This is a genomic window from Mycobacterium sp. VKM Ac-1816D, from assembly GCF_000416385.1.
Classification (GTDB): domain Bacteria; phylum Actinomycetota; class Actinomycetes; order Mycobacteriales; family Mycobacteriaceae; genus Mycobacterium; species Mycobacterium neoaurum_A.
Map to the genome: position 1 here is coordinate 1 of NZ_AOHQ01000145.1, position 21837 is coordinate 21837.

Annotated in this window: 18 protein-coding genes; 10 read left to right on the forward strand and 8 right to left on the reverse strand. The window is 67.2% G+C overall.

Features of this window, described 5'->3' with window-relative positions:
• Positions 1-93: 93 nt before the first annotated feature.
• Positions 94-591 (reverse strand): methylated-DNA--[protein]-cysteine S-methyltransferase, encoded by a 498-nt coding sequence (locus G154_RS23690; protein ID WP_023986094.1) that lies wholly within the window; start codon positions 589-591, stop codon positions 94-96.
• The gene (locus tag G154_RS23695) at positions 588-2081 is read right to left on the reverse strand and encodes a DNA-3-methyladenine glycosylase 2 family protein (RefSeq protein ID WP_019511557.1); all 1494 of its coding nucleotides are present in this window, start codon (positions 2079-2081) and stop codon (positions 588-590) included. Before G154_RS23695 ends, G154_RS23690 begins: the two co-directional genes overlap by 4 nt.
• A gap of 207 nt (positions 2082-2288) precedes the next feature.
• On the opposite strand from G154_RS23695, the gene G154_RS23700 reads away from it, so the two are divergent.
• A complete protein-coding gene (locus tag G154_RS23700) occupies positions 2289-2942 on the forward strand; it encodes a DedA family protein (protein ID WP_019511558.1) in 654 nt (217 codons plus the stop codon).
• On the opposite strand, the gene G154_RS23705 is transcribed toward G154_RS23700, so the two are convergent.
• Positions 2931-3128, reverse strand: coding sequence for a hypothetical protein (locus tag G154_RS23705; RefSeq protein WP_131701353.1), 198 nt, complete (start codon positions 3126-3128; stop codon positions 2931-2933). The two genes, G154_RS23700 and G154_RS23705, sit on opposite strands and share 12 nt — an antisense overlap.
• A gap of 99 nt (positions 3129-3227) precedes the next feature.
• On the opposite strand from G154_RS23705, the gene G154_RS23710 reads away from it, so the two are divergent.
• Positions 3228-5195 carry a hypothetical protein gene (locus G154_RS23710; RefSeq protein WP_019511560.1) on the forward strand — a complete coding sequence of 656 codons (1968 nt, stop codon included), beginning with the start codon at positions 3228-3230 and terminating at the stop codon, positions 5193-5195.
• A 22-nt stretch (positions 5196-5217) separates the two neighbouring features.
• On the forward strand, positions 5218-6510 hold the full coding sequence (gene glsA, locus G154_RS23715; RefSeq protein ID WP_019511561.1) for a glutaminase A: 1293 nt from the start codon (positions 5218-5220) through the stop codon (positions 6508-6510).
• Here glsA and G154_RS23720 read toward each other — a convergent pair.
• Positions 6507-8123, reverse strand: coding sequence for an adenylate/guanylate cyclase domain-containing protein (locus G154_RS23720; protein WP_019511562.1), 1617 nt, complete (start codon positions 8121-8123; stop codon positions 6507-6509). The two genes, glsA and G154_RS23720, sit on opposite strands and share 4 nt — an antisense overlap.
• A gap of 45 nt (positions 8124-8168) precedes the next feature.
• Here G154_RS23720 and nucS point away from each other — a divergent pair, with 45 nt between their 5' ends.
• Together nucS and G154_RS23730 are read left to right on the forward strand one after the other, a co-directional pair.
• Positions 8169-8843 carry an endonuclease NucS gene (nucS, locus tag G154_RS23725; protein WP_023986092.1) on the forward strand — a complete coding sequence of 225 codons (675 nt, stop codon included), beginning with the start codon at positions 8169-8171 and terminating at the stop codon, positions 8841-8843.
• Between the two features lie 16 nt (positions 8844-8859).
• Positions 8860-9144 carry a hypothetical protein gene (locus G154_RS23730; RefSeq protein ID WP_019511564.1) on the forward strand — a complete coding sequence of 95 codons (285 nt, stop codon included), beginning with the start codon at positions 8860-8862 and terminating at the stop codon, positions 9142-9144.
• Here G154_RS23730 and mce read toward each other — a convergent pair.
• Positions 9141-9617: a methylmalonyl-CoA epimerase gene (gene mce / locus G154_RS23735; protein WP_019511565.1), complete on the reverse strand. Its 477-nt coding sequence runs from the start codon at positions 9615-9617 to the stop codon at positions 9141-9143. The two genes, G154_RS23730 and mce, sit on opposite strands and share 4 nt — an antisense overlap.
• Positions 9618-9701: 84 nt before the next feature.
• On the opposite strand from mce, the gene G154_RS23740 reads away from it, so the two are divergent.
• The 3 genes from G154_RS23740 to G154_RS23750 all read left to right on the forward strand — a co-directional run bounded on the left by G154_RS23740 (position 9702) and on the right by G154_RS23750 (position 12236).
• The gene (locus G154_RS23740) at positions 9702-10883 is read left to right on the forward strand and encodes an acetyl-CoA C-acetyltransferase (RefSeq protein WP_019511566.1); all 1182 of its coding nucleotides are present in this window, start codon (positions 9702-9704) and stop codon (positions 10881-10883) included.
• A 65-nt stretch (positions 10884-10948) separates the two neighbouring features.
• Positions 10949-11335, forward strand: coding sequence for a DUF3817 domain-containing protein (locus G154_RS23745; protein WP_019511567.1), 387 nt, complete (start codon positions 10949-10951; stop codon positions 11333-11335).
• 13 nt (positions 11336-11348) lie between these two features.
• The gene (locus G154_RS23750; RefSeq protein WP_019511568.1) at positions 11349-12236 is read left to right on the forward strand and encodes a tetratricopeptide repeat protein; all 888 of its coding nucleotides are present in this window, start codon (positions 11349-11351) and stop codon (positions 12234-12236) included.
• An 85-nt stretch (positions 12237-12321) separates the two neighbouring features.
• On the opposite strand, the gene glgB is transcribed toward G154_RS23750, so the two are convergent.
• Both glgB and G154_RS23760 read right to left on the reverse strand, forming a co-directional pair.
• Positions 12322-14520 carry a 1,4-alpha-glucan branching protein GlgB gene (gene glgB, locus G154_RS23755; RefSeq protein WP_019511569.1) on the reverse strand — a complete coding sequence of 733 codons (2199 nt, stop codon included), beginning with the start codon at positions 14518-14520 and terminating at the stop codon, positions 12322-12324.
• A gap of 7 nt (positions 14521-14527) precedes the next feature.
• On the reverse strand, positions 14528-16597 hold the full coding sequence (locus G154_RS23760; RefSeq protein ID WP_019511570.1) for an alpha-1,4-glucan--maltose-1-phosphate maltosyltransferase: 2070 nt from the start codon (positions 16595-16597) through the stop codon (positions 14528-14530).
• Between the two features lie 220 nt (positions 16598-16817).
• Here G154_RS23760 and G154_RS23765 point away from each other — a divergent pair, with 220 nt between their 5' ends.
• Both G154_RS23765 and G154_RS23770 read left to right on the forward strand, forming a co-directional pair.
• On the forward strand, positions 16818-19412 hold the full coding sequence (locus tag G154_RS23765; RefSeq protein WP_019511571.1) for a glycosyltransferase family 1 protein: 2595 nt from the start codon (positions 16818-16820) through the stop codon (positions 19410-19412).
• Positions 19409-20272, forward strand: coding sequence for a hypothetical protein (locus tag G154_RS23770; protein ID WP_019511572.1), 864 nt, complete (start codon positions 19409-19411; stop codon positions 20270-20272). Before G154_RS23765 ends, G154_RS23770 begins: the two co-directional genes overlap by 4 nt.
• Positions 20273-20315: 43 nt before the next feature.
• Here G154_RS23770 and G154_RS23775 read toward each other — a convergent pair whose 3' ends face one another.
• On the reverse strand, positions 20316-21767 hold the full coding sequence (locus G154_RS23775; protein ID WP_023986091.1) for a neutral zinc metallopeptidase: 1452 nt from the start codon (positions 21765-21767) through the stop codon (positions 20316-20318).
• Between the last annotated feature and the right edge of the window lie 70 nt (positions 21768-21837).

Below are 21837 nucleotides of genomic sequence, written 5' to 3' on the forward strand. Positions count from 1 at the left end.
CACCGCCGAACACACATTGACCTCGGCCCTCCAACACACATTGGAGGGCCGAGGCATTTGTGCATTCGGATACGTTCCGAATTCGAATGCCATTCAGTCGAACAAGAACAATTCTGTTCGGCGCTTTTCCATATCGAGTAGAGACCTTTTCCGGTCTAATCCGCCGCCATAGCCGGTGAGACTTCCATTCGTGCCGATGACGCGATGACACGGCACGATGATGCCGATGGGATTGTGCCCATTCGCCAATCCGACGGCGCGGAATGCGGTCGGTGAACCGACCTGGCGCGCTATTTCACCGTACGTTCTGGTCTGGCCATAGGGGATGGTCAGCAAGGCGTTCCACACGCGGCGCTGAAAAGCGGTGCCCACTAGGTCGAGATCGAGATCGAACTCGGTCAATGTGCCGGCGAAATAGGCACCCAGCTGCTCGGCGGCATCTCCGAATGCGTCGTCGTCGACCTCCCATCCTTCCCTGGATGGTTCATAGGTCTGGTCTTGCATCCGCAGGTGTCGAAGCCGCCCGTCGACGCCGGCCAGGGTGAGCGGTCCGACCGGGCTCTCGATCTGGCGCGCGCGGATCACTGTCATCGCTTCTCCTCCTGCTGAGGGGGCCACATATTCACCGCATGATCCAGGGTCGTCCACAGATGTTGAGTCGCGTAGGCCCGCCACGGGCGCCATCGGGAACTGAAAGCTGTCAGAGCATCCGGCTTCTCGGGCAGCCCCAGTGCTCTGGCCGCGAGTTTGATGCCCAGATCCGCCACCGGGAAGGCGTCGGGATCACCGAGTCCGCGCATGGCGATCAGCTCGGTCGTCCATGGGCCGATACCTGGCAGCGCGGTCAACTGCGCTCGGGCGCGGTTCCAGTCGGCACCGCTGTCGAGGACGACCGAGCCGTCGGCCATCGCCGCGATCAGCGTCGTCAGGGTGCGGCGCCGGGACATGGGCATCGCCAGAGACTCGGAGTCGATCTCCGTCAGCTGGGCGGTGGTGGGGAAGACGTGGGTGAGACCACCCGCCGGATCGGTCACCGGCGTCCCGTGTGCGTGCACCAGACGTGCGGCGTGCGTACGGGCAGCCTTCACCGATACCTGCTGGCCGAGCACCACGCGGACGGCCAACTCCTCTTCGTCGGGTGTGCGAGGGATCCGTTGTCCCGGTGCCTTGGCCACCACCGCGGCCAGCGACGGGTCTGCGCTCAGCGCGTCCACGACGGCGGCCGGGTCGGCGTCCAGGTCGAGCATGCGGCGACACCGTGCGATCGCCGCGGACAGGTCGCGGAAATCATCGACGACCAGCCGGCACTGCACATGGTCGGGGTGCGGGGTCAACGCCACGATGCCTGCGCCGGAGGGCAGCCGCAGGGTGCGGCGATAGGCACCGTTGCGTACCTCCTCGACACCGGCCACCCCGCTGGCGGCCAGGTGGCCGAACAGGCCCTCGTAGGCGAATGGTCCGCGTACCGGCAGCCGCAGCGACAATGTCTGGCTCCCGGCACGGTCGCCCGTGTCGCGCACATGGGCTCGCCGGCGTAGCGCGGTGGGCGGCAGTGCACAGATCTCGCGGATCGTGTCGTTGAACTGCCGGATGCTGCTGAACCCAGCGGCGAAGGCGACATCGCTGAACGGCAGGTCGGTGGTCTCGATCAGGACGCGGGCAGTCTGGGTTCGCTGTGCTCGCGCCAGTGCCAGCGGGCTGGCGCCCACCTCGGCGAGCAGCATTCTCTCCAGCTGCCGGGTCGTGTAACCCAGCCGCTCGGCCAGCCCGGTCACCCCGGCGCGGTCGACGGTGCCGTCGGCGATCAGGCGCATAGCGCGGGCCACCACATCGCCGCGGACATTCCATTCCGGCGAACCCGGGGAGGCGTCCGGGCGGCATCGCTTGCAGGCCCGGAAGCCGGCTCGCTGGGCGGCCGCCGCCGTCGGATGGAACTGCAGATTGCGGGCCAACGGGGCGCGCGCGGGGCAACTCGGGCGGCAGTAGATGCCGGTCGAACGCACCGCGGTCACGAACCAGCCGTCGAACCGGGCGTCCTTGGACTGCACTGCCCGATAGCAGCTGTCGAAATCCTCGTGCACTCCTTCAGCCTTACACCTGGGCACCGACAGCACTGGCGGAAAAGCGACATGGCAGTCCTGGTATCGGACCCGTTCCTGAGCGCCTCCTCAGCGCCGCGTCGGCACACTGGACTGGTCCCAGTTGCCGCGGTCACCGCCGCCCGCCGGCCGGGACCGGTTCGGAAGTCCACCGGCCACCATCGCCTCAGACCAAGGAGCAGCACACCCATGACCTCCCCCGAAGAGGCCATTGAACTCGACGGCGTGGCCGGGTGGTCCGTCGACATGATGGAGGCACTCGGCGGTCCCGGCGCCGGCCTGGCAATCTTCGTCGAGAACCTGTTCCCTCCGATTCCCAGTGAGGTCATCCTGCCGATGGCGGGATTCGCCGCCCGACTCGGTGAACTGTCCCTGGTGGGTGCGATCTTCTGGACCACCCTCGGCTCGGTGTTGGGAGCGTGGATGCTCTACGGCCTCGGCGCCTGGCTGGGGCATGACCGGATCCGTCGCATCGTCGCACGGATGCCGCTGATGGACGCACAGGACGTGGACAAGACCCGGGACTGGTTCGCACAGCACGGGCACAAGGCGGTGTTCTTCGGTCGCATGCTGCCGTTGTTCCGCAGCTTCATCTCGATCCCCGCGGGGATCGAGCGGATGAATTTCGCCGTCTTCACGATGCTGACGGCATTGGGCAGCCTCATCTGGAACTCGGTGTTCGTGCTGGCGGGCTATCTGCTGGGTGCCAACTGGCATCTGATCGACCCCTGCGCCGCCACCCTGCAGTACATCGTGCTCGGTGCCGCCTGCGCGGCGGTCGGCTGGTTCATCTGGAAGCGGTTGCGCAGCCGTCGCGAACTCGCGGTCGAATCAGCGGTCTGATCGCAGATCGTCGGGTTCCTGGGGCAGCGGCGGGGAGAACGTCGCCGAGGAGGGCGGCAAGAGCACCGTCGGCGGCGCGTGCATGGGCGCGGGTTCGATCTTTCCCACCTCTGGAAGCCCGCGGGCGCAACCCGAGGCCGACGCGACGAGTGCCGTCGCCAACAGAGCCGCCACGACCACCCGCATGGACACATTCTGGCCCATCCGGATCGTGCTGAGGGTTTTGGACCCGCCGACTGCCCGCCCGCTGCTATAACCGAGGTCTGAGGCCACGGAGGTGCGGCGATGCCCGGTAACGCGGTACTGATCGGGCGGGTGGGCGCCCTCGCGGTGGCCCTCGGTGTCGGGGTGGCCATCGCCGGTACGGCGGGGACTGCCGCGGCCGATACCACCGAATCCGGGGGCGGTGGCACCCAAACCGAGTCTCGACCGGAACGTGAATCGACCGCGTCCGGCAACGCTGACGGTGCGCCCGAGTCCGGTAAGGCGGATCCCGGGGACGCGAGTCCACGTGACACCGAGCTGGAAAATGCCGCGAGCGATACCGATACCGATTCGGATTCGGCACCGGCTGCCGGCACAGGTGATGACGATGCCGCGCCCGCAAGGACGTCTGCGGGGCGCCTGCCGCGCACACTCACGGTGCGCACGGCCGATCTTCGCGAGCCCGCCGACGACTATGACGACGACGACTATGACGACGATGAGCCCGATCCAGGACCGTCGCCGGCCGATGTGGCCGCCCTGACGGCCCTCGGCGCGGCCCGGCGCGAGGTCGGATCGGCGTCGTCGGAATCGTCGGCGGGAGTGCTGGAGATGACCGATCGCTCGACCCCACAGACGGTGGTGGTCGCGGCGGCCAGCCCCCTGGGCACACCACAACAACTGGCTGCCGAACAGCTGGCCCAGCGCATCGCCGGATCGGTTCCGGTGCAGCTGGCAAGACTGTTCCTGAAGGCAGGTTTCTACTCCGCGGCGCAGCGCCAGTTCGACCGTGTCGATGGACCCGACCCGGAGAACCTTCGCCGCCTGGACGCCGCGGTCGACGCGTACGCCATGGGTGCGGCCTTCCAGCAGCAACTCCTGAACTCCGCCGAACCGACGGTGGTCATGCAGGTCGCGCCGCCGCACACCTGGTACGGCCAGAGCGTCGGCGCATCGCGCATCCTGTACGACAATCCCGACACGATCTACCGCTTCATGGGCGTCAACGGGGCCTCGTCCTATGTCATCCGTGGAACGTTCGCCGACCTGGACAACCTGCCTGCCGACACGAGCTTCAGCGTGCTCACCGGCCTGACCGGCAACACCGCTGCGGTACTGACCAAGGACCAGCTGGTGATCGAACCCGACGGTAGCTTCACCATCACTGCCGATGCGTCGCCGGCAGGCGGACGCACCAACCATCTGCAGTTGACCGCCGAGACCACCCTCATCGCCACCCGAAACACCCTGTCGGACTGGGCGCGTCAGACTCCGATGAGTCTGGAGATCACCCGGGTCGGCGGGCCGCCGAACAGTCTGTTCGGCCAACTGGGAGGATTCGCCATCCCGGGCATCGGCCCCGCGGTGGTGCGAAACCCCGTGCTGACGACGCTGGTGTCGCTGATACCGCCCCTCCCGTACGTGCCCACCCTGCTGCGCGGGACCATCGCTGCGGTGATCATGTTGCTGGGGGTGCAGCGGGAAGAAACCTACATGAGGGTCGCCACCACCGACCCGGGTACCGGTGAGCGCATCGATCCCAATGTCCTGAAGGATCCGGCCCGCAACGCCGAGTTCCTCGCGACCCAATTGCAGAGCGCGGGGTACTTCCAACTCGCCGATGACCAAGCCCTGGTTATCACCGTCCGGCCCGATGGTGCAGGGTATTTCGTCGTCCCGGTCACCGATGACTGGACCGTCACCGACGATTACTGGAATGTGCAGACCAGCCTGAACAACGCGCAGGCCGTCGCCGACGACGCGGACGGGACGACCTACACCCTCGTGCTGTCGCCGACCGATCCCGGCGTGGCGAACTGGGTGTCCACCGGTGGGCTGAACCAGGGAACGATCTCCATCCGCTTCCAGGACCTGGACCCCGACGCGGCGATCCTGCCTTCGGTGGACGCGCGATTGGTGCGGTTGGAGGATCTGCCCGCCGAAATGCCGCCCGGCACAAGGTGGGTCACCGGCGGCGAACGCGCGGCTCAGTTGGCCGGCCGCAAAGCGGCATATGACCTGCGTTTCGCGCCCTACCCGCAGGCCTGACGCGCCCGCCTAGAATCCAGGTGTGTCCCACCTGGTGCAGAACTATCTCGACCGCGTCCGCCTCGAGTACCAGGCCGTCGATGATGGCGAACTGGCCGACTACATTCCCGAGCTCGCCCAGGTGGACCCGGCCGGTTTCGGTCTCGCACTGTCATCTGCCGACGGCTATGTCTACCAATCCGGTGATGCAGCAAGGGAATTCACCATCCAGTCGATATCGAAACCCTTCACCTACGCATTGGCGCTGGATCGGTCGGGGGCGGCGGCCGTCGACGCGAGGATCGGCGTGGAACCCTCGGGTGAGGCGTTCAACCAGATCAGCGTGGACCCGGACACCAAGCGGCCGAAGAACCCGATGATCAACGCCGGCGCCATCGCCGCGGTGTCGCTGGTGCCGGCCGACTCGGCCGACGAGCGTTTCGCCCTGATCCAGGATTACTATTCTGCCTTCGCCGGACGTCGCCTCGAACTCGACCATGACGTCTACGCCTCGGAGAAGGCGACCGGCAACCGAAACCGGGCGATCGCCTACATGCTGGCCAGTTTCGGTGTGCTCGACGACGATCCCGACCAGGTGCTGGATGTCTACTACCGGCAGTGCTCACTGAAGGTCACCGCGGTAGACCTGGCCCGGATGGCGGCCACCCTCGCCCGCAGTGGGGTGAACCCGCTGACCGGGCGGCGGGTCACCGACGCGACGGTGGTCCGGCGCACGCTGTCGGTGATGGTGACCTGTGGCATGTATGACGGGGCGGGGGACTGGGTCTCGGAGGTGGGCCTGCCCGCCAAGAGCGGAGTGGGCGGTGGAGTTCTCGCGGTGCTGCCCGGCCAACTCGGCATCGGGACGTATTCGCCGCTGTTGGACCCCAAGGGCAACAGCGTCCGCTCGATGATGTTGTGCCGCAGGCTTTCCGAGGAGCTGGGCCTGCACTTCCTGACGGTGTCGCGTGACTCGCGGGCCACCATGCGGGCCAGCTATGAACCGTGTCCTGGCGTGCGGGTTTTCGAGACCCACGGTGACCTGTTGTTCCCGGGGGCCGAACAGGTGGTGCGCACCATCGAGCGGGCGTGCAGCGATCTCGACGTCGCCATCCTGGATGTCTCGCGCATCGACGATATCGACTCCGCGGCCCGTCGGATCTTCGCGGGGATGGGTGCCGAGCTTCGGGCGCAGGGAAAGCTGAGCTACCTCGTCGACCCCGATGGCATCGTGGCTCCCGACGACGCGGCGATCCGCGCGGAGTACGAGGCGATCCGTTTCCGCACCGTCGAGGACGCCGTCGAGGCCGCCACCGCGGGACTGCGGTCCCGCTAGTCGCAATGCTGGTGCGGCGTGGCCAGCCGGGTCGGCTCCTCCATGCCGCGCAGGGTGATCTGCTCGCCCAGTGACCAGTGCGCACGCTCTGGTTCGGAGGCGCCCTCGACGGTGGCCGAGGAGGCAACCAGATGCCCGGGCACCGACTTGGAGTACTCGCACAGTCGGGCGGCCTCGTTGACGGGCCCGCCGATCACGGTGTACTCGAATCTCTGCTTGGCGCCGACGTTGCCTGCCACCACCTGGCCGGCGGCCACGCCGATACCGGCATCCACCTCGGGTACCTCCGAGCGCAGCCGGTCGGCCATCGCGCGGGCAGCCGCGAGCGCTTCGTCTTCGGCGTTGTCCAGTGACACCGGCGCCCCGAACACCGCGAGCACGGCATCACCCTCGAACTTGTTCACCAGCCCGTGATGGTTGTCGACCTCGTCGACGACGACCGCGAAGAACCTGTTGAGCACCTCGACGACCTCGACGGCGGGACGGCTGGCAACCAGCCGTGTCGAACCGATGATGTCGATGAAAATGACTGCGGCATGGCGTTCCTCGCCGCCGAGCTCGGGCCGTTCCTTCTCGGCGAGCAGCGCGACCTCGCGCCCCACATGTCTGCCGAAAAGATCGCGCACCCGTTCGCGTTCGCGCAGCCCGCCGACCATCGAGTTGAATCCGCGCTGCAACTGTCCCAGCTCGGTGGCATCGAACACCACGAGATTGGTCTCCAGATCACCGCGCTCGACGCGGTTGAGCGCCGAGCGCACCACACGGACCGGCGTCGCCGTCAGCCACGCCAGGATCCACATCAGGATGAAGCCGAACACCAGCGCGAACAACGCCAGGATCATCACCGCGACGGCGAACTGGGTCGGCGAGACGATCTGGATGGAGAGCGTGATGATCGCGGCCAGCAGGATGCCGAGCACCGGTACCCCGGAGCCGAGCGCCCAGACGGTCAGGGTGCGGCCCATGATGCCCGGGGCGAAGCGGCGCGGCGGTGGGCCGACCTCGAGGGCCTGGGCGGCCACCGGGCGCAGGGCGAACTCGGTGAACAGATAGCAGCTGGCCGCGACGACGATGCCGGGGAAGCTGATGCCGAGCAGCACCTTGGGCACGTAGTTGGAGTCCTGGAGCCCGTAGAGCAGCGTCAGCAGCACTGTGCCGCCACCCCACAGCGCGAGCAGCACGCGGGTCAGCCGCCACGGGGCGAAGAACGTGTTGCTCTGGTCCTCGGCGGTGGGCACCCGCTCTTCGATGGCCCACCGGACGGTCCTGATGACCCGATTGGTCGCCCAGACGACACCGACGACGAAGGCCAGCACGATGTAGGCCGGTGCGACCGCGAAGGTGATCCACAGCACCTCGTCGTCGAACACGCTGGGCACCGGGAAGGTCACCGTGACGACCAGGATGGCCACGCCGACGCCGACGAGGTTGGCGCCGAGAGCGAAGGTGGTGAGGATCGCCTGGATCCGCACCCGCCGGCGGCGCTGGGTCTCCGAGACACGGCCGAGGATCCAGGAGCCGTACTCCGGGGTGTCCGGTACCCGGCCGCTCTGTTCGGTGACCTTTTCCAGCACCTGGCCGAGTTTCCGGGCACGGTTCTTCTTCGCCGTCATCGTGGCGCAAGCCTAGTGACTGCGGCAGGCATCTATGGTGGTTCGGTGCGCCTCGTCATCGCCCAGTGCACCGTCGATTACGTCGGCCGTCTCACCGCCCATCTGCCGTCGGCCCGTCGGCTGCTGTTGTTCAAGGCCGACGGTTCGGTCAGCGTGCATGCCGACGACCGTGCCTACAAGCCGCTGAACTGGATGAGCCCGCCGTGCTGGACCGAGGAACGGTCCGATGACACCGGCGCCGCGCTGTGGGTGGTGGAAAACAAGGCCGGTGAGCAGCTGCGCATCACCCTTGAGGAGATCGAGCACGATTCCAGCCATGAACTCGGCGTGGATCCGGGTCTGGTCAAGGACGGTGTCGAGGCACACCTGCAGGCGCTGTTGGCCGAGCACGTCGAGCTGTTGGGGGCCGGGTTCACCCTGGTACGCCGCGAGTACATGACGGCGATCGGGCCGGTGGATCTGATGTGCCGGGACGAGACAGGCCGGTCGGTGGCCGTCGAGATCAAACGTCGGGGTGAGATCGACGGTGTGGAACAGCTGACCCGATATCTGGAACTGCTCAACCGCGACACCCTGATCGCCCCGGTGAGCGGTGTGTTCGCCGCCCAGCAGATCAAGCCGCAGGCGCGCACGCTGGCCGAGGATCGTGGAATCCGCTGCGTGATATTGGATTACGACAAGATGCGCGGGCTCGACAGCGACGAGTTCCGGCTGTTCTGATGGCGCGCTGCTCGTAATGGGACGCCGCAATCGGTCCCGCCGCGATCCGGACCGGCAGCCGCCCGCCGTGGCGACCCGTCGGGTCGAGGTGGGCCCCGATGGCACGGACCATGAGGTGCGCCCCGTGCCGGCCTCGCGCGCCGACAAGACCTACCGTTGCCCGGGCTGCGATCACGAGATCAGGCCGGGTACCGCGCATGTGGTGGCGATCCCGGTCGACGATGTGGACGACCGCAGGCACTGGCATACGGCGTGCTGGGCCAATCGGGCCAACCGCGGCCCCACCAGACGCTGGTCTTAGTGATCGGCGGTGGCGCTGGGCTCCACCAATTCGATGAGGACGCCACCGGCGTCCTTGGGGTGGATGAAGTTGATCCGGGAGTCGGCGGTGCCGCGCCGCGGTGCGTCGTAGAGCAGGCGGATGCCTTCTGCGCGCAGCCGCTCGGAGAGCGCCTCGATATCGCTGGTGCGGTAGGCCAACTGCTGCAGTCCGGGGCCGTTGCGATCGATGAACTTGGCGATCGTGGACTTCTCGTCCAGCGGGGCGAGCAACTGGATCTGTGCGCTGCCCTTGGGGGCGCCGCGGACCGACAGCATGGCCTCGCGCACGCCCTGCTCCTCGTTGACCTCCTCGTGCAGCACGATCATGCCGAGGTGGTCGTGGTACCACTTGGCCGCCGCGTCCAGATCCGGGACGGCGATCCCGACGTGATCCACGGCGGTCACCAGTGCGCTCGCAAGCGCCGGACGGGCATCGGCGTGATCAGTGGTCATAGGGTAAAGGTAACCTGATTCCGCGGTTTTTAAGCCTGTGGGATAGGCCACATACATCTATTGCAGAACCCTTTGGAGGATGACATGACGACCTCGGTGATCGTTGCCGGAGCACGCACCCCGGTAGGCAAGCTCATGGGGTCGCTCAAGGATTTCTCGGGTAGTGACCTCGGCGCCTTCGCCATCAAGGGAGCGCTGGAGAAGGCCGGTATCGATGCAGGGATCGTCGACTACGTGATCATGGGCCAGGTGCTGACCGCGGGTGCCGGCCAGATGCCGGCCCGTCAGTCCGCCGTTGCGGCCGGCATCGGCTGGGATGTGCCCGCCCTGACCATCAACAAGATGTGCCTGTCGGGTATCGATGCCATCGCGCTGGCCGATCAGCTGATCCGCGCCGGTGAGTTCGAGGTCGTCGTCGCGGGCGGCCAGGAGTCGATGAGCCAGGCTCCGCATCTGCTGCCCAAGAGCCGCGAGGGCTTCAAGTACGGCGACACCACCCTGGTCGACCACATGGCCTACGACGGTCTGCACGATGTGTTCACCGACCAGCCGATGGGTGCGCTGACCGAGCAGCGCAACGACGTCGACCAGTTCACCCGCGCCGAGCAGGATGAGCTCGCCGCCCAGTCGCACCAGAAGGCCGCCGCGGCGTGGAAGGACGGCGTCTTCGCCGACGAGGTTGTGCCGGTGCAGATTCCGCAGCGCAAGGGTGACCCGATCGAGTTCGCCGAGGACGAGGGCATCCGGGCCAACACCACCGCCGAGTCCCTCGGCGGGCTGCGCCCGGCCTTCCGCAAGGACGGCACCATCACCGCCGGATCCGCCTCCCAGATCTCCGACGGTGCGGCCGCGGTGGTCGTGATGAGCAAGGCCAAGGCCGAGGAGCTCGGGCTGGAGTGGCTGGTGGAGATCGGTGCGCACGGTGTGGTCGCCGGCCCGGACTCGACGCTGCAGAGCCAGCCCGCCAACGCCATCAAGAAGGCCATCGCGCGGGAAGGCATCACCGTCGATCAGCTCGATGTCGTGGAGATCAACGAGGCCTTCGCCGCGGTCTCGCTGGCGTCCACCAAGGAACTGGGCATCGATCCGGCCAAGGTGAACGTTAACGGCGGGGCCATCGCGATCGGTCACCCGATCGGTGCGTCGGGGGCGCGGATCACGCTGCACGCCGCGCTCGAACTCGCCCGCAAGGGCTCCGGCTACGCCGTGGCGGCGCTCTGTGGCGCCGGTGGCCAGGGTGACGCCTTGGTGCTGCGGAGGCCCTGACCGCTGAGAATGCCCTCAGCATGATCAACGACGCTACGTAGTAGCTGGCGTGCCGGTCGGGCAGAATGGCCGGCATGGCAAACAAGTATGACGTCCGCAGCGCTGCGGGCCTGTTCCGGATCGTCGCCGTCGCCGAAGCGCTCAGCTGGGCGGGCCTGCTGGTCGGGATGTACTTCAAGTACCTGGCCGGGACGACCACCGAGGTCGGCGTGAAGGTCTTCGGGCCCATCCATGGCGGCATCTTCGTGGCGTTCGTCGCGGCGGCTGTGCTGGTCGGGATCAACCGGAAGTGGAACGTCATCACCTGGGCGCTGGCGTTGCTGGGCTCGATCGTGCCGCTGGGTAGTGTGATCTTCGTCATCTGGGCCGACAAGCTGGGTCGCCTCGATGGCAGCGTCAGCGGTCCCACCGAGCTCACCGATAGCGCAGTCACGCCTCGTTCGGCGGCGTGACAAAATTGGGGACGTGACACGACCTCGCCCCAATATCGGACCGGCGCTCGCCGGCGCATTCGATCTGTCCGCACTCAAGGCGCCCCCGCCGGGCCGCGAGGATGCCGCAGGCGCCCCGGCCGGCGCGGTCGAGGTGACCGAGGCCAACCTGGAAGCCGAGGTGCTGGTCCGCTCCGGTGAGATCCCGGTGGTGGTGCTGCTGTGGACACCGCGCAGCGATACCAGCGTGCAGCTCGCCGACACCCTGGCAGCGTTGGCCCAGGCCGATGCGGGCACGTGGTCGCTGGCGACGGTCAACGTCGACACCACCCCGCGGGTGGCGCAGATGTTCGGCGTGCAGGCCGTGCCGACGGTCGTGGCATTGGCCGGCGGCCAACCGATCTCGAGCTTCCAGGGGCCGCAGCCTGCCGACCAACTGCGCCAGTGGATCGATTCCCTGCTCAGTGCCGTCGCCGGAAAGCTCAGCGGGGTGCCCGAACAGGCCGAGGAGGTGGATCCGGCCCTGGAGCAGGCGCGCGCGTACCTCGACGCCGGCGAGTTCGACGCCGCCTTGGCTGCCTACCAGGACATCCTCGCCGCCAAGCCACAGGACCCGGAGGCCGCCGGGGCCGTCCGCCAGATCACCTTCCTGCAGCGCGCCACCACCCGCGCACCCGACTCGCCTGCCCTGGCCGATGCCGCGCCCGGTGACGTCGAGGCCGCGTTCGCCGCTGCCGATGTCGAGATCCTGCAGCAGAACGTCACCGCGGCGTTCGACCGCCTGATCGCACTGATCAAACGCACCGCCGGTGATGAGCGCACGGCCGCCCGCACCCGGCTCATCGAGCTGTTCGACCTTTTCGACGCAGCGGATCCCGAGGTGATCGACGCTCGCCGCAAGCTGGCCAACGCGCTCTACTAGCGCGCCGAGCAGACGGGTGTACCCCCTATTTCTTCGGAAGTAGGGGGTACACCCGTCTGCTCGCGGGGGAAGGCAGGCCGGGAGGTCAGGACACGGGTTCGAACCACAGCGCCGACAGCGGAGGCAGCGCCATCACCGCCGAGGCGGGCCGGCCATGCCAGGGCTCATCGGTCGCCTCGACCGCACCCAGGTTGCCGATCCCGGAACCGTGGTAGACCGTGGCATCGGTGTTGAGCACCTCGCGCCAGGTGCCCGCCTTCGGCAGGCCCAGCCGGTACTGCCCATGCTCGTTACCGGAGAAGTTGAACACGCATGCCAGCATCGAGCCGTCGTCGCCGAAGCGCAGGAAGCTCAGCACGTTGTTGGCCGAGTCGTTGGCGTCGATCCAGGAGTAGCCCTCGGGCACCGTGTCGCGCGACCACAGCGCCCGGCGCTCGCGGTAGAGCGCATTGATATCGGTCACGAGCTGGGAAATGCCGGTGGAGAAGCTGTTCTCCGACAACTGATACCAGTCGACCCCGCGTTCCTCGGACCACTCGGCGCGCTGGCCGAATTCCTGGCCCATGAACAGCAGCTGCTTACCGGGGTGTGCCCATTGATAGGCCAGCAGGCTGCGCAGCCCGGCCGCCTTGTTGTGGTCGTTGCCGGGCATCCGTCCCCACAGCGTGCCCTTGCCGTGCACCACCTCGTCGTGGCTGATGGGCAGCACATAGTTCTCGCTGAAGGCGTAGAGCATCGAGAACGTGATCTCGTGGTGGTGGTAACTGCGGTGGATCGGGTCACGCTTGATGAACTCCAGCGTGTCGTTCATCCAGCCCATGTTCCACTTCATCGAAAAGCCCAGGCCGCCAAGGTTGGTCGGTCGGGTGACACCGGGCCACGAGGTGGACTCCTCGGCGATGGTGACGATGCCGGGGGAGACCTTGTGCACGGTGGCGTTCATCTCCTGCAGGAACTGCACGGCCTCGAGGTTCTCGCGTCCGCCATAGATGTTGGGGGTCCAGCCGTCCGCCGGACGCGAGTAGTCCAGGTAGAGCATCGAGGCCACCGCGTCGACCCGCAGACCGTCGACATGGAACTCCTGCAGCCAGTACAGCGCGTTGGCCACCAGGAAATTGCGCACCTCGGCGCGCCCGAAGTCGAAAACGTAGGTGCCCCAGTCGAGTTGCTCGCCGCGGCGGGGATCGGAGTGCTCGTAGAGCGGGGTGCCGTCGAATCGGCCCAGCGCCCAGGCGTCCTTGGGGAAGTGCGCGGGAACCCAGTCGACGATGACGCCGATGCCGTTCTGGTGCAGCGTGTCGATCAGATACCGGAGGTCATCCGGGGTGCCGAGCTTGGGCATCGGGGCGTAGTACGAGGTGACCTGGTAGCCCCAGGACCCACCGAAGGGGTGCGCGGCCACCGGCAGCATCTCGACATGGGTGAAACCCCGTTCGACGACGTAGTCGACGAGTTCGACCGCGAGCTCCCGATAGCTCAGGCCCGGCCGCCAGGACGGCAGGTGCACCTCCAGGGTGCTCATCGGCTCGAACACGGGGTTCTGCATTGCCCGCTGGGACATCCAGTCCTGATCGGCCCAGTCGTACTCACTGACCGTCACCTGGGACGCGGTCTGCGGCGGCACCTCGGCGGCGAATGCCATCGGGTCGGCCCGGTCGACGACCGATCCGTCGGCCCCGTGCACCCGGAACTTGTAGAGACCGTCGGCGGGAAAGCCGGGCCAGAAGACCTCCCACACCCCGGAGGAGCCCAGGCTGCGCAGTGGCGCCTCGTTGCCGCCCCAGAGGTTGAACTCGCCGATCAGGCTCACGCCCTTGGCATTTGGCGCCCAGACGGCAAACGACACACCCTCGACAGGTCCGTCGGGGGTCTCGTAGGTCCGCGGGTGTGCACCGAGCGCCTCCCACAGCCGCTCATGACGCCCCTCGGCGAACAGGTGCAGGTCCATCTCGCCCAGCGTCGGCAGGAAGCGGTATGCGTCGGCGACGGTCAGCGCAGGCGCATCGGGGTATTGCACCTCAAGGCGGTAGTCGATCAGCTTGGTGATGGGCAGCGCCACCGCGAACAGGCCGGCGTCGAGGTGGGTCAGCGGATAACGCTGTCCGCCGATGAGTGCGGTCACCGATTCGGCATGCGGACGCAGCACCCGGATGACCGTGTGATCGTCGTACTCGTGGGCACCGAGGACGGAATGCGGATCGTGATGCTCTCCGGCGACGAGCCGGCCGAGGTCCGTATCGGACGGCCGCAGATGGCTGTCGGAGACGGGATTGGTTCGGGTCACGGTGTTCTCACTCCCTACGCAGCAGGTTCAGTCGGGCGTCCTGCGGTATCAACGGCATGTTCAGCACATGCGCGACGGCGCGGCCGGGTTCCAGGCGGACATAGTTGCTCTGTCCCCAGTGGTACTCCTCGCCGGTGATCTCGTCGCGCACCCAGAACCGGTCGTAGGCCTCCATACCCAGCGCGGCCATGTCTAACCACACGGTGCCGGCCTCCGGCCCGAACGGGTTGAGGGTCACGACTACCAGTACACAATCTCCGGTGACCGGATCGAACTTGCTGTAGGCCAGCAGCGCGTCGTTGTCGACATGGTGGAACGCGATGGTCCGCAACTGCTGTAGCGCCGGATGCAGCCGACGGATCTCGTTGAGCCGGGCCAGGAACGGCTCAAGCGAGTTACCGGACGCCAGCGCCGCCCCGTAATCGCGGGGCCGCAACTCGTACTTCTCCGAGTCCAGGTACTCCTCGCTGCCCTCGCGGACCGCTTGGTGTTCGTAGAGCTCGTAGCCCGAGTAGACCCCCCACACCGAACTGAACGTCGAGGCCAGCACCGCCCGGATGGCGAACATGCCGGGGCCGCCGTGCTGCAGGCTCTCATGCAGGATGTCGGGGGTGTTGACGAACAGGTTGGGCCGCGCGATATCGGCGTACTCGGCGATCTCCTGGCCGTACTCGACCAACTCCCACTTGGCGGTCCGCCAGGTGAAGTACGAATAGGACTGGGTGAAGCCCAATTTGGCCAGACCGAACAATCGCGCGGGCCGGGTGAAGGCCTCGGCGAGGAACAACACGTCGGGATCGTCGTTCTTGACCTTGCCGATCAACCAGGCCCAGAAGTTCGGTGGCTTGGTGTGCGGGTTGTCGACACGGAAGATCTTCACCCCGTGGGACACCCAGTAGCGGACCACGCGCAGCACCTCGGCGTACAACCCGGCCGGATCGTTGTCGAAGTTCAGCGGGTAGATGTCCTGGTACTTCTTGGGCGGGTTCTCGGCATAGGCGATGGTGCCGTCGGGCAAGACCGTGAACCATTCCGGATGAGCCTGGGCCCACGGGTGATCAGGTGCGCACTGCAGCGCCAGGTCCAGCGCCACCTCCAGGCCCTGATCCCTTGCCGCACCGACGAACTCGTCGAAATCGGAGATGGTGCCCAGGCCGGGATGCACGGCGTCGTGACCGCCGGCGCTGCTGCCGATCGCCCACGGCGAACCGACATCCCCCTCGGTTGCGGTGACGGTGTTGTTGCGTCCCTTGCGGTGCACTGTGCCGATCGGGTGGATCGGCGGGAGGTAGACGACGTCGAATCCCATCCCGGCCACCCGCGGCAACTCGCCGGCGGCGGTGGCGAACGTGCCGTGCACCGGCCTGCCCGCGTCGTCCCAGCCGCCGGTGGACCGCGGGAACAACTCGTACCAGGAGCCGAACCGGGCCAGCGGCCGGTCCACCCAGATACCGTATTGCTGACCGCGGGTCAGCAACTCGCGCAGCGGAAAACGATGTAGCAGATCCGCGATGCCGGGGGACAGTGCCGCTCCGGCCCGAACGAACGGATCACCCGGCCGGCGCAGCGCACCGGCGGCGTCGAACAGCGGCTGGCGGTGCTCACGCGGCATTCCGGCGGCGGCACGTTCGAGCAGTTGGGCGCCGACGATCAGATCGTTGGAGAGCTCCGCTTCACCCTGACCCGCGTCGAGCTTGGCGATGATGCCCTTGCGCCACGTCGCGATGGGATCTCCCCAGCCGTCGACGCGGAAGGTCCACATCCCGACCTGGTCGGGGGTGAACTGGCCGTGCAGCACATCGGGCGTTCGGCCGGGGCTCATCGGCAGCATCAACGGCTTGATCCGCGGCGGTGTCACCGGTGCGGGCGGCTCCGCAGCGGTGCCGGGCGGGTCGTCGACCAAACGCGGATATGCGGTGCCGTGATAACGCACCACCAGTGTCGCGGCCACCGCATCGTGTCCCTCGCGCCAGACGGTCGCCTTGATCGGCACGACCTCTCCGACCACCGCCTTCGCGGGAAACCGGCCACCGGACAGTACGGGCGCGACATCGTCGATCTCGATCCGACCGGTCACCCACCAACTCCTCACTGATCGCCGCCGACCGTCTCGGTGACCGCGATCCGTCTCGATCCGCTATCTGACTCGACGTGCTCGTTACCGACCCCTGGGTACCCAACCTAGTGTCAGGAACACATCGCTGCGCGTGATGGCGAAACTCCGGGGCGTCCGGTGAAGCGGCGCCGCACGGCCAAGCTGCCTGCCACCGGGCCGATTGTCAGTAAGGTGAATCGACGTGAAAGCCCTGAGACGATTCACCGTCCGAGCCCACCTTCCGCAGCGGCTTTCGGCACTGGAGCGGTTGTCGGTCAATCTGAGATGGTCCTGGCACACGCCGACGCAGAAGTTGTTCGCCGAGATCGACCCGGCATTGTGGGAGCGGGTCGGTGCCGACCCGGTGGCACTGCTCGGCGAGGTCAACCCGCAGCGGCTGGACGAACTGGCCGCAGAGGAGGGTTTCACCCGACAGGTGGACGCCTGCGCCGACGATCTGGACAACTATCTGAGCCAGCCGATGTGGTACCAGAATCAGGTTGCCGACGGTCGGGAGTTCCCCAACGGGATCGCCTATTTCTCGATGGAGTTCGGCGTCGCCGAGGTGCTGCCCAACTATTCCGGCGGCCTGGGCATCCTGGCCGGTGACCATCTCAAGTCCGCATCGGACCTGGGCCTTCCGTTGATCGCGGTCGGCCTGTACTACCGGTCCGGGTACTTCCGGCAGTCGCTGACCGCCGATGGCTGGCAGCACGAGAACTATCCGTCGTTGGATCCCCAAGGCCTGCCGCTGCGGCTGCTGACCGACCACGCCGGGCAGCCGGTGCTGATCGACCTGGCGATGCCCGATGGCGCCCGGTTGTACGCCCAGGTGCTCATCGCCCAGGTGGGCCGGGTACCGCTGCTGCTGCTCGATTCCGATATCGGCGAGAACGAGCATGATCTGCGGGGGGTCACCGACCGCCTGTACGGCGGTGATCAGGAACATCGGATCAAACAGGAATTGCTCGCCGGTATCGGCGGCGTCCGCGCGATCCGGGCCTACACCGAGGTGGAGGGGCTGCCGGCGCCCGAGGTGTTCCACATGAACGAGGGGCATGCCGGGTTCCTCGGGGTCGAGCGCATCAGGGAATTGATCGAGGCGGGGCTGGACTTCGAAACCGCGCTGACGGTGGTGCGGTCCTCCACGGTGTTCACCACCCACACGCCCGTCCCGGCCGGTATCGACCGGTTCCCGGTGGAGATGGTGCGCCGCTACTTCGGCGGGGTGGACCTGAACTCGCGGTTGCTTCCCGGTGTTCCGCTGGAGCGGGTGATCGCCTTCGGTGCCGAGGAGGATCCGGAGAAGTTCAACATGGCCCACATGGGCCTGCGGTTGGCTCAGCGCGCCAATGGCGTCTCCCTGTTGCACGGCGAGGTCAGCCGGGAGATGTTCAGCGGGTTGTGGCCCGGTTTCGACCCGGCCGAGGTGCCGATCGGCTCCATCACCAACGGTGTCCATGCGCCGACGTGGGCGGCGCCGCAGTGGGTGGACCTGGCGCGCGAACTCATCGGGGAGGACCTGGGGTCGCTCAGCGAGGCCGAAACCTGGCAGCGGCTACAGCAGGTGGATCCCGGACACCTGTGGTGGATCCGTTCGCAATTGCGCTCACAGTTGATCGACGACGTTCGGGCCCGGCTGCGCCGATCGTGGCTGGAGCGCGGCGCGTCGGAGGCCGAACTGGGTTGGATCGCTTCGGCATTCGATCCGGAGGTGCTGACCGTCGGATTTGCCCGACGGGTGCCCACCTACAAGCGGCTGACCCTGATGCTGCGCGATCCGCAGCGCCTGGAACGGTTGCTGCTCGACGCCGACCGACCCGTCCAGCTGATCGTCGCGGGCAAATCCCACCCCGCCGATGACGGCGGCAAGTCGTTGATCCAACAGATCGTGCGCTTCGCCGACCGCCACGAGGTGCGCCACCGGATCGCCTTCCTGCCCGACTACGACATGTCGATGGCCCGGCTGCTGTACTGGGGTTGCGATGTGTGGCTGAACAATCCGCTGCGCCCGCTGGAGGCCTGCGGCACGTCCGGCATGAAGAGTGCGCTCAACGGCGGGCTGAACCTGTCGGTCCGCGACGGGTGGTGGGATGAGTGGTACGACGGCGAGAACGGTTGGGAGATCCCCACCGCGGACGGACTGGCCGATGAGACCCGCCGCGACGATATCGAGGCAGGGGCCCTCTACGACCTGCTGGAGAGTTCGGTGACGCCGCGGTTCTACGAACGCGACCAGCACGGTGTGCCGGTGCGCTGGGTCGAGATGGTGCGCCACACCCTGCAGGCGCTCGGGCCCAAGGTGCTGGCGTCCCGGATGGTGCGTGATTACACCGAGAAGTACTACGCGCCCGCGGCGAAATCACTGCGCGCCACCCTGGAACCCGATAGCGAGGACGTGCCCTTCGGGGCAGCCCGGCAGCTGGCCGCCTACCGAACCCGGGTGCAGCAGCAGTGGCCGCATATCCAGATCACCGATGTCGACAGCTACGGGTTGCCCGACACCCCGCTGCTCGGCAGCGAACTGACCCTGACCGCGACCGTGGACCTGGCTGGTCTGCAGCCGAACGAGGTTGCGGTGCAGGCGGTTCTGGGACGCGTCGACGGCAGTGACAACCTGCGCGACCCGGTCACCGTGGCGATGGCGCACACCGGCGGTGCCGACGGCGGACGGCAGGTCTTCTCGACCACCACGCCGCTGCCGGTGGCCGGGCCGGTCGGCTACACGGTGCGGGTGCTGCCGCAGCACCGGTTACTGGCCGGGACCAACGAACTGGGACTCGTCACGCTGGCATGAGCAAGATCCTTGAGGTCGCGGTCCCCGGTGGGCCCTATGCGTTGGCGGCGGGACCCGACGGGGCGATGTGGGTGACATGTGCCCACACCGGCCAGATCGCCAGAGTCACCTCCGAGGGTGAGCTCACCGTGTTCGACATCGCGCCCGACAGCAGGCCTCAGATCATCGTGGCCGGACCCGACGGAGCGATGTGGTTCACCCGCGGCGGTGATGACCGCATCGGCCGGATCGCGACGGACGGGACCCAGAGCGCCGTCGAACTCGGCTCGGGCAGTGCGCCTTTCGGGCTGTGCGTCGGACCCGACCGGGCGCTGTGGTTCACCACGATGACGTCCGGCACGATCGGCAGGCTCGATCCGGCCGACGGGCGGATCGACGAGCATCCGGTCGGTGGGATGCCGGCGATGATCACCGCCGGGCCCGACGGCGCGCTGTGGTTCACCATGAATCAGCGCAGCGCCGTCGGCAGGCTCGACCTTGCGGGCGAACTCACCGTCCGCGAACTGCCCACCCGCGCCGCCGGTCCGGTCGGCATCACCGCAACCCACGACGACGCGGTGTGGTTCACCGAGATCCTGGCCGACAAGATCGGCCGGATCCCGACCGACGAGGCGATCCAGGAACTCGACCTGCCCGGGAAACCCCATGCGGTGGTCGCCGACCCCACCGGCGGAGTGTGGGTCAGCCTGTGGGGTGCCGACCAGATCGCGAGGGTCGATGCCGACGGTGAGTACGACACCATCGACCTGCCTGCGGGCAGTGAACCGCACGGACTGGCGATCGAGGACCGTGGACCGGCCGGAACCGCCCTGTGGGTGGCACTCGAGCAGGGCAGCGTGCTGCGGATCCCGCTGAGCTGATCGGCGCACCCTCGACCCCCAGACCCGTTACGCGCCAGCCGGTCTAGGCGAATCGTTTGAAACAGCGTTCGGTATCACCGAGCACCCCGACCCGGAACGCGTCGATACGGGAGAACCCGGACGGCACCGACTCACCGTTGACGTCGCTGGCAACCAGTCCGTTGAGCAGGATTCCCGATACCGCCTCGTCGACATCGCCGGCGGTGAGCGCAATCGTGTCGCCGTCGGGGGTGTTGACCTCCTTGACGAGTTTGGCCGTGGCGACCCCGGTCAGGCAGGCGGTGCGCAACGCCGCCTGCGCGGTGTTCAGCGCCACCCCACCGTGTTGCTGCTGAACCGACTGCATGTACCGCGAGATCAGCACGGAGTACGCGGTGTTGTCGCCGGTGGCCAGCCCGGCGTCCTCATCTTCGGACGGGGCGCCCAACACCTCCATGGCGGGCAGATCCACGGAGATGGTGTTGGTCGCCGGGCAGAAGGTCGCCGGCGCATCGGAATCGGCATCCGGGCAATCGGGCCGGTCGAAGGTGAGGATCGGATGCTCGGCGGGATCGAACAGGATGTTCATCGCGTCGAAGACCGAACGCACCGAATCGGCGGTGATCTGCAGCTCGCCGGATTGATCTTCGGGGAGCAGAACCGGAAGGTCACCCCGGCGTTGCTTGATCTCGGCCGGATCCATCGCCGCGCAGGAACCGGCGCCGTCGGTGAACCCGAACTGGAATGCTGAGACCCGTTCGAACGCCGAACCGTGTTCGTCCTCACCGGCATCGGAGTCGTCGACGGTCATCAGCGGATCGCGGAAGCCGATCATCGTGCTCATCAGGCTGTTCAGACCGTCGCCGGTGGACAGTGTGAAACGAGGTGAGTTGTCCTCGGCGACCCACCGCATGTACACGCCGGCAAGGCAATCGGCCTGCTGTTCGGAGACCAGCGTCGGGGTGTCGTCGGCGACGATGCCCGCCTGGGCCTGGATCGCGTGCCCGTACTCATGGGCCAACACCATCGTGACGGCCATATCGCCGTTGGCGCTGCGCAGTGCGGGCAACAGGACCCCGCGGTCCCAGCCGATGGTGCGATCGTCGTCGCAGTACGCGGCATTGACGAGGTTGTAGGTGTCCTCACCGCAGAACGCGCCGTCGAAACCGTCTGAATCCCAGGAAAGGATCTCGGACACCGGGGTGAACTCGCCGTCGAACGTCTCGCCGTAGGTCTGCTCCCAGAACTGTTCGATATCGCTGATCGAACTGGCGGCGAGCATATCGATGTCACCGCCGTCGGTGTTGTTGACCTGGCGGGTGGGTTCGGTGGCGTCATCGCGCAACCCGGTGGGCCCGTCGGTGGCAGGCATCCCCGCCACCCGGAACGGGTCGGCGAACACCGACACCGCACTGCCCTGCACCGGTTCTGAGCATGCGCTGACGATCAGCGCCACGCCCAGCGTCAGTGCCGCAGCCGGGACCCACCGCAGACGCCTGCGTCCTGTCGCCGTCATCGCGAAATGCATCTGCCCGCCTTTCCGGTGCGCCCGGGCGGGGCACGTTTCTGGCTAGCAGAATAGTGAC

Coding starts and splice junctions, on each gene's coding strand:
- G154_RS23690 (WP_023986094.1), bottom strand. CDS start 591: ATGACAGTGATCCGCGCGCGCCAGATCGAGAGCCCGGTCGGACCGCTC.
- G154_RS23700 (WP_019511558.1), top strand. CDS start 2,289: ATGACCTCCCCCGAAGAGGCCATTGAACTCGACGGCGTGGCCGGGTGG.
- G154_RS23705 (WP_131701353.1), bottom strand. CDS start 3,128: ATGCGGGTGGTCGTGGCGGCTCTGTTGGCGACGGCACTCGTCGCGTCG.
- G154_RS23710 (WP_019511560.1), top strand. CDS start 3,228: ATGCCCGGTAACGCGGTACTGATCGGGCGGGTGGGCGCCCTCGCGGTG.
- G154_RS23720 (WP_019511562.1), bottom strand. CDS start 8,123: ATGACGGCGAAGAAGAACCGTGCCCGGAAACTCGGCCAGGTGCTGGAA.
- G154_RS23730 (WP_019511564.1), top strand. CDS start 8,860: ATGGGACGCCGCAATCGGTCCCGCCGCGATCCGGACCGGCAGCCGCCC.
- mce (WP_019511565.1), bottom strand. CDS start 9,617: ATGACCACTGATCACGCCGATGCCCGTCCGGCGCTTGCGAGCGCACTG.
- G154_RS23740 (WP_019511566.1), top strand. CDS start 9,702: ATGACGACCTCGGTGATCGTTGCCGGAGCACGCACCCCGGTAGGCAAG.
- G154_RS23745 (WP_019511567.1), top strand. CDS start 10,949: ATGGCCGGCATGGCAAACAAGTATGACGTCCGCAGCGCTGCGGGCCTG.
- G154_RS23770 (WP_019511572.1), top strand. CDS start 19,409: ATGAGCAAGATCCTTGAGGTCGCGGTCCCCGGTGGGCCCTATGCGTTG.
- G154_RS23775 (WP_023986091.1), bottom strand. CDS start 21,767: ATGACGGCGACAGGACGCAGGCGTCTGCGGTGGGTCCCGGCTGCGGCA.